This is a genomic window from Mesorhizobium sp. M8A.F.Ca.ET.021.01.1.1, assembly GCF_003998025.1.
Taxonomy (GTDB): Bacteria; Pseudomonadota; Alphaproteobacteria; order Rhizobiales; family Rhizobiaceae; genus Mesorhizobium.
Genome location: NZ_RZSJ01001120.1, coordinates 1 through 425, shown reverse-complemented (window position 1 = coordinate 425; position 425 = coordinate 1). Strand labels below are relative to the sequence as shown.

At 64.9% G+C, this 425-nt stretch carries 1 protein-coding gene; it reads right to left on the bottom strand.

The window, feature by feature from the left end; translation table 11 throughout:
• Positions 1-425: hypothetical protein (locus EOA36_RS36900; protein ID WP_145969581.1), on the bottom strand; the 425-nt coding region annotated here is incomplete at both ends.

The following is a 425-nucleotide window of genomic DNA, read 5'->3' as shown; positions in this document are numbered from 1 at the left end:
GGTGTCGACACCCGAAATGGAACCGCCATTGGTGATGATGATCGAGGCGCCGCCGGTGGTGTCGGCGAGGTCGATGCCGATGGTGCCGGCGGCGCCTGGGCCGGTGATGTTGAGCGACTGCGCGGTGAAATTGGTCTGGCTGCCGGAGAAGTCGAGACCAGAGCCGACGCCCAGCCCGGAAATGACGATGTTGCCGGCGACTACGGCGGCGTTGACGCCGCTGAACGACATGCCGCCGGCGCCGGGATTGGTGATTTTGATGTCGCCGAAGCGGATTGTCGCCGGCGAATCCGTGATCTGGATCGCCGCTCCGGTCGTGTTGGAAATCGTCGTCGAACCGTTGACGGTGAAGCTGCCCGAGACGTGGTCGAGCACCACGCCCGACGTGCCGCCGGTCTGGCTGATCGAATCCAGCACCACATGCG